Raw genomic sequence first — 5718 nt, 5'->3', positions numbered from 1 at the left:
GCTAGAAGCCCCCGCACGAATGACTCTATCCGTAAGCATCGCCCTAACAGCTCGATAAACTGAAATTGGCCTCTCTCGTTCCATATTCTCCGCAATAAAAAGAGCTGTGACGGTGATTTCTCACTTTCACAGCTCCTTTATCATTCAATCAGTCAGCGCTGAACGGAAGCAGGGCAATAGCTCTTGCTCTCTTAATAGCGAGGTTGATCTTACGCTGATGCTTTGCGCATGTTCCGGTTACGCGGCGGGGAAGGATCTTTCCTCTTTCGGAAACGAAACGGCGCAGGGCCTGAACGTTCTTATAATCAATGGTGTCTACGTGATCTACGCAGCACTGGCAGACCTTTCTTCTCGGTCTTCTTACTCTGTCTCTTCTAATCATGCTTTCTATATCCTCCAAAATCAATGCATATCAGAACGGAATATCTTCGTCTTTTCCTGAAGTACCAAATTGACCAAAATTGCCTCCCGGCTGGCTGTTCTGTCCGGAGGGAGCATTGTTATTGAACCCGTTTCCTCCAAAACCGCCATTGTTTCCACCGTTTCCGCCGAAATTATGATTTCCGCCAAAACCGTTTCCGCCGAAAGAATTACCCTGGGACTGCTGCGGTGCGTAGGAAGAAGAACTGTTTGTTCCCAAAGGAATGGCAACAAAATTGGCCACCACTTCAGTTACATATTTTCTCGTTCCATCCTGTGCATCGTAAGAGCGGGTAGAATAGCGTCCCTCTACAAAAACACGCATTCCCTTTCTCAGCTGATTGCCTACGGCTTCAGCCAGGGAGCCCCAGGCAACCACATTAATCCAGTCTGTCAGCTCCCGCTGTTCGCCTTGGGGAGTCACGTAGTTACGATTGACTGCCACGGTGAAAGATGCTACGGAACGACCGGTTTTCGTTGCGCGAATGACCGGATCCCGTGCCAGGTTACCCATAACTTGAACTGAATTCATTGTGCTACCTCTTAGTCATCCTGTTTTACAATGATATGACGGATAATTTCTTCATGAATCTTGATAACGCGGTCAAGTTCTTTAATCTGCGCCGGATCAGCCTGGAAATCTACTACTACGTAGTAGCCTTCACTCTGATGCTTTACTTCGTACGCAAGATGACGTTTGCCCCATTCATCAACTTTGTCAATGGTACCACCGATTCTGGTGATGGTGTCCTGTACCAGTTTGACAGCAGCCTTAATGACTTCATCATCAGCTGCGTTCACAATGAACATAACTTCATACTTTTTCACGAAATTCGCCTCCTTTTCGGACCTATGTCCCGCACTCTCTGCGGGCCAGGAAGTTGCCTGCGGAATAGCAAGCTTTTATATTATACAAGAAACATGGATGAATTGCAAATTATTTATTTCTTCTTTTTGCTTACCATAAATCCGGTGGCCTGCTGGTTTGCCATGATGACCACATCACTGATCTGTACCCGTTTCGGCTGGTCCGCCACAAAAGCAATGACGTTGGCAATGTCTTCCGCCTGGAGGGCATCGATTCCCTCATACACCGCCCGGGCCCGTTTCTTATCTCCATGGAACCGGACTTCACTGAATGGCGTCTCCACAATGCCCGGCTGGATGGTGGTTACTTTGATATCGCTGTCAATTACATCGATACGGATACCATCGCTGAACGTCTTCACCGCCGCCTTGGTGGCGCAGTACACCGCAGCCCCCGCATAGGCATAGAGGCCGGCGGTGGACCCGAGATTAATGATTTGGCCCTCATTCTTTTCCAGCATGGCCGGCAGAAAAGCACGGGTCACAAGAAACAGGCCTTTGATATTGGTATCCACCATCTGGAGAATATCCTCTTCCGCTGTTTCCCCATAGGGCTCAAGGCCCCTGGCAAGGCCTGCATCGTTCAGAAGAATATAGGGGGTCCCCACATTTTTGAGGCAGTCTTCCGCCACCCGATGAATTTCCTCGGGCCTGCGGACATCGAGCTCATAGGTGGTAACTTTTACTTTCTTTTCTTTTTCTATGTCCTTTTTGACCTGCTCCAGTTTTTCCCCATTTCTGGCCGCAATAACAAGGTCATATCCCTTTCCCGCCAAAGCCCGGGCAGATGCCAGCCCAATACCGCTGGTGGCACCGGTTATAAAAGCGAATCGACTCATAACGTTCCTCCTTTGATATAATAGGTATGTTGTATATTGCTATATCCAATTGCGGTTTGTCGAGCTGATGTGTTCGGCGCAGATGGATAGAGCCATTCGCATGGAGCTTCTAGCTACTAGCAGCTAGCTGCCAGGAAGGCTGATTCGCCTGCGGCGCTACCCACCCTATATTTCCGTCAGTCATTCGTGCCGTAGGCTGACCAGCTTTCCTAGAAGCTAGGAGCTAGCAGCTAGAAGCCCCCGCACGAATGACTCTATCCGTAAGCATCGCCCTAACAGCTCGACAAACTGAAATATTCTTTACCTATTATACAAAAATCCCTGCTTCCCTGCAGGGAAAAGGAGATTCCATGAAAACTCTTTCCATCTGCTGTCTCATTGCCATTTCCCTGCTTTCCGCCGGTTGCGGGAGCACAATGCCTCCGGCCTCCTCTGCCCCTGCCATTTCCCAATCGGCTCCCCAGATTCACGTGATTACAAAGGAATCGGAGGAGATTTACCGTAAAGCTGTGACGGCCTACGGTAAAGGGGACCACCTGACTGCCCTCCAGCTGGCCAACGATGCATTGGCCAAAGATGAGCAGAATTACCAAGCCCTGTCCCTGAAAGGAATTATCCAGGCCTTTGACGTATCGCCGGAAGAAGGAATTGCTACCATCAATCAATCCTTATCCATCAATCCCGGTTATGTACAGGCCTTCTTCGACATGGCCATGGCCCAGAAGCTGGGGAAGCACTACGATGAATCTATTACTTACTTCCAAAAGGTTCTTGACCAGGACCCTAAGAATACCTGGTCCTACTACGGCATCGCCACAGACTACGCAGATAAGAAGGACAAGGGAAAGGCCCTGGAATACCTGAAAAAAGCCATCGAACTGGATCCCCAAAATGTAAAACCCCAGGCCCGGGTACAAGACCATTTCACCTGGCTTCATGGAGACAAGGACTTTGAGCAGCTGGTAAAATAACATCCAGCATCTCCGACTATTGCGGTTTGTCGAGCTGATTGATGGTTGGATTCTCATTGGCATGATTACGGTCTGAGTCATAGCAGCTGAGGGGGGAACGCCCTGCGGGCGAGGAGTAACGCCTGACGGCGAGGTGACTCAAGGGAAATGGCCTGCGGCCAAGGGGCAGGTGCGGCGCACAATTCATATAGCGCCGCAGAGTATGTATTTTGCGGCTTTGCCGCTGAATTATAAACTTGTGCCGCTTTATAATTTTGATGCGGCACACCACCCCCTCGGGCAAAGCCCGTTACCCCTGAGCCACCTTGCCGAAGGCATTACCCTTTATCCTCCTTGAGAATGATTGTACTCAAGGGAATGGGCATCCAAGCATTAAACTCTCCTACAAACTGAAATTGGCAGTACATCCTGCATTCACTGCAGAAAGGAGTTTTCATTTGAAATACGCATTCATTCTTTCCATAGTCTCCCTGGTCCTCTATCATGACAGTATGCTTTCCGCTGCCGGTATAGCCGGATATCTGGCAGGCATATTTTTTCTCTTTACCTACCGGGAAAAGCCAACAATCCTCGCCATAGGATGCATTGCTGCCGCCATACTGACCGTCATGTATTTCACCTGGGATTTTTCCTTTGAAGGATACATGCACTTCGGCATCGCCTGGTCCATGACGATTACCGCTTTTACCGCCATTCTCACAATGGTAGGCCTGCTATACAAAATAAAAAAACGCTGAGCAATAAAGCAGAAATAAAAAGCAGGCATTCTATCCATCCGAAAGTTGACCAACCTCACAGGCTGCTTCTTTCCACTCTTTACAGAGATTTTACAGTCTTCAAATCGGGTAGATTTCTTTTTTTCGAATCCCGGCTGTTGTAAAATAAAAGATAATAAATAAAAGCAGTCTGTTTACCTTTTATACATGGCTGCTATAAAGGAGATACCATGGAGCGTATTGCAATTATTGATTTGGGGTCGAACTCCATCCGTTTTGTTATCATGCAGATTGGGGCACACGGTGCTTATAGACTGGTATACCAGGAAAAGAAATCCATCCGCCTGGCAGAGGGCATGACCATGGATTCCCGGCAGCTTACGGAGGAAGCCCAGCAGCGGGCATTGAAATGCCTTTCCGTTTATTCTCATATTATTGCTGTACAGAAAGTCAAAAAGGTCATGGCAGTGGCTACAGCGGCGGTGCGGAATGCCATCAACGGCGCCTCATTTCTCAAGCGGGTCAGGCTGACCACCGGCATTCCCATGACCATTATCAGTGGAAAGGCAGAAGCGGCCCTGGGCTTTTCCGGCGTCATCCACACCATAGACAGGAAGGATTTTCTTCTCTTTGATCTGGGCGGGGCCAGCGTAGAGATTTCCCTGGTAAAGGATAAAAAGCGGATCCACTCCGTCAGTATCCCCATGGGCGCTGTCACCCTGACAGAAATGTTCCAGTCCTCCGGTGATGTCAGTTACAATAAAATCAACGAAATCCGGGAATTCATCCAGAAGAAGCTCTCTGAAATCCCATGGTTTCCCAAGGAACCTATGGAAGTCATCGGTGTCGGCGGTACGGTCCGAAACCTGGCGAAAGTGCACCAGCGGGCCTCTTCCTATCCCCTGCCTAAGCTCCACAATTATAATCTCCCTGTAGAAAATCTCTTTTCCATGGTGAAATCCATCTGTTCCAAGAGCTATGAGGAGCGGCAGAAGATTTCCGGTCTTTCCTCCGAGCGGGCAGATATCATTATCGCCGGTGCCCTGGTGGTCCAGGAAATCGTGCGGAAAGCAAAATCCTCCTATCTCACCATTTCCGGCTGCGGACTCCGGGAGGGACTGTTCTTCCATTACTATGACCCCCTATATGATAAGGAAAATCACTGGCGCAATGACATGCTCTTTTCTTCCGTAAAGAACTATCTCTACACTCTGCCGGTGGAATACGATTTCCATACCTCCTATGTAACAGCCATGGCATTGTCCATGTTCGACCAGTGGAAGAAGATGCATCATCTCAATGATCGAATGCGCCGGATTCTGGCAGCCGCCGGACTCCTCCATGATACGGGCACCATCGTCAACTACTACAGCCATGCCCGGCACAGCGCTTACATTACTGCCAATGCCCACATATTCGGCTGGTCCCACAGGGAACAGATCATGTGCGCCCTCATCTGCGCCTTCCATCATGGCTATTCCAGCAAATTCCTGAAGTCCAATACCCATGTCCGTATTCTTTCGGACCTGCAAATGAAGGAAGTTCGTATGATGGCCCTTTTCCTGGCTTTGGCCGAAGGACTCGATGAAAGCCATGAACAGTGCATTACCCGCCTCATCTGCACCTCTTCCAAACAGGCCATGGATCTTCGCATCTACACGAGCCGGGATAATTTCGATGTTCCTGCCCATGCAGTGCAGAACCTGATTAAAGATTTTGAAAAGACTTTCCGCCTCCCCCTGCGTATCCAGTGGTTTCCGGGCAGTACAAATAAAAATGAGCTGAAGGAAGCAGCGGAAGCCCTGAAATTTGCAGAAAAGAATTAGTGGAAGATAGCGGACGCAAGCTCCTGCCAATTGCGGTTTGTCGAGCTGTTGGTATTCGGTGCTGGCGTATAGAGTCACT

Annotated in this window: 7 protein-coding genes; 3 read left to right on the top strand and 4 right to left on the bottom strand. The window is 49.2% G+C overall.

The features are described from left to right. Positions 1–148: 148 nt before the first annotated feature. The 4 genes from rpsR to QZR21_RS07665 form a co-directional block, all read right to left on the bottom strand. Entirely contained in the window at positions 149–379 is a 231-nt protein-coding gene (gene rpsR / locus QZR21_RS07680) for a 30S ribosomal protein S18 (protein ID WP_363143274.1), read from the bottom strand. A 33-nt stretch (positions 380–412) separates the two neighbouring features. Further along, positions 413–952, bottom strand: a complete 540-nt coding sequence (locus QZR21_RS07675; RefSeq protein WP_296974738.1) for a single-stranded DNA-binding protein — start codon at positions 950–952, stop codon at positions 413–415. A gap of 11 nt (positions 953–963) precedes the next feature. Continuing rightward, entirely contained in the window at positions 964–1248 is a 285-nt protein-coding gene (gene rpsF, locus QZR21_RS07670; protein WP_296098817.1) for a 30S ribosomal protein S6, read from the bottom strand. 113 nt (positions 1249–1361) lie between these two features. Next, on the bottom strand, positions 1362–2126 hold the full coding sequence (locus QZR21_RS07665) for an SDR family NAD(P)-dependent oxidoreductase (RefSeq protein WP_296098820.1): 765 nt from the start codon (positions 2124–2126) through the stop codon (positions 1362–1364). Positions 2127–2476: 350 nt separating this feature from the next. On the opposite strand from QZR21_RS07665, the gene QZR21_RS07660 reads away from it, so the two are divergent. The 3 genes from QZR21_RS07660 to QZR21_RS07650 all read left to right on the top strand — a co-directional run bounded on the left by QZR21_RS07660 (position 2477) and on the right by QZR21_RS07650 (position 5639). Continuing rightward, complete coding sequence (locus QZR21_RS07660) at positions 2477–3097, top strand: M48 family metallopeptidase (RefSeq protein WP_296098822.1); 621 nt, start codon at positions 2477–2479, stop codon at positions 3095–3097. Positions 3098–3534: 437 nt separating this feature from the next. After that, entirely contained in the window at positions 3535–3834 is a 300-nt protein-coding gene (locus QZR21_RS07655) for a hypothetical protein (protein ID WP_296098823.1), read from the top strand. A gap of 209 nt (positions 3835–4043) precedes the next feature. Further along, the gene (locus QZR21_RS07650; protein ID WP_296974733.1) at positions 4044–5639 is read left to right on the top strand and encodes a Ppx/GppA phosphatase family protein; all 1596 of its coding nucleotides are present in this window, start codon (positions 4044–4046) and stop codon (positions 5637–5639) included. Positions 5640–5718 lie beyond the last annotated feature (79 nt).

This window comes from uncultured Dialister sp. (assembly GCF_900541605.1).
Taxonomy (GTDB): Bacteria; Bacillota; Negativicutes; order Veillonellales; family Dialisteraceae; genus Dialister.
Note: the sequence above shows the minus strand (reverse complement) of the source record. Positions and strands in the feature narration are given on the sequence as shown.

What these genes read in the sequence shown, in the direction of transcription:
- QZR21_RS07650 (WP_296974733.1), top strand. Translation starts at nt 4,044, where the DNA reads ATGGAGCGTATTGCAATTATTGATTTGGGGTCGAACTCCATCCGTTTT.
- QZR21_RS07660 (WP_296098822.1), top strand. Translation starts at nt 2,477, where the DNA reads ATGAAAACTCTTTCCATCTGCTGTCTCATTGCCATTTCCCTGCTTTCC.
- QZR21_RS07665 (WP_296098820.1), bottom strand. Translation starts at nt 2,126, where the DNA reads ATGAGTCGATTCGCTTTTATAACCGGTGCCACCAGCGGTATTGGGCTG.
- QZR21_RS07675 (WP_296974738.1), bottom strand. Translation starts at nt 952, where the DNA reads ATGAATTCAGTTCAAGTTATGGGTAACCTGGCACGGGATCCGGTCATT.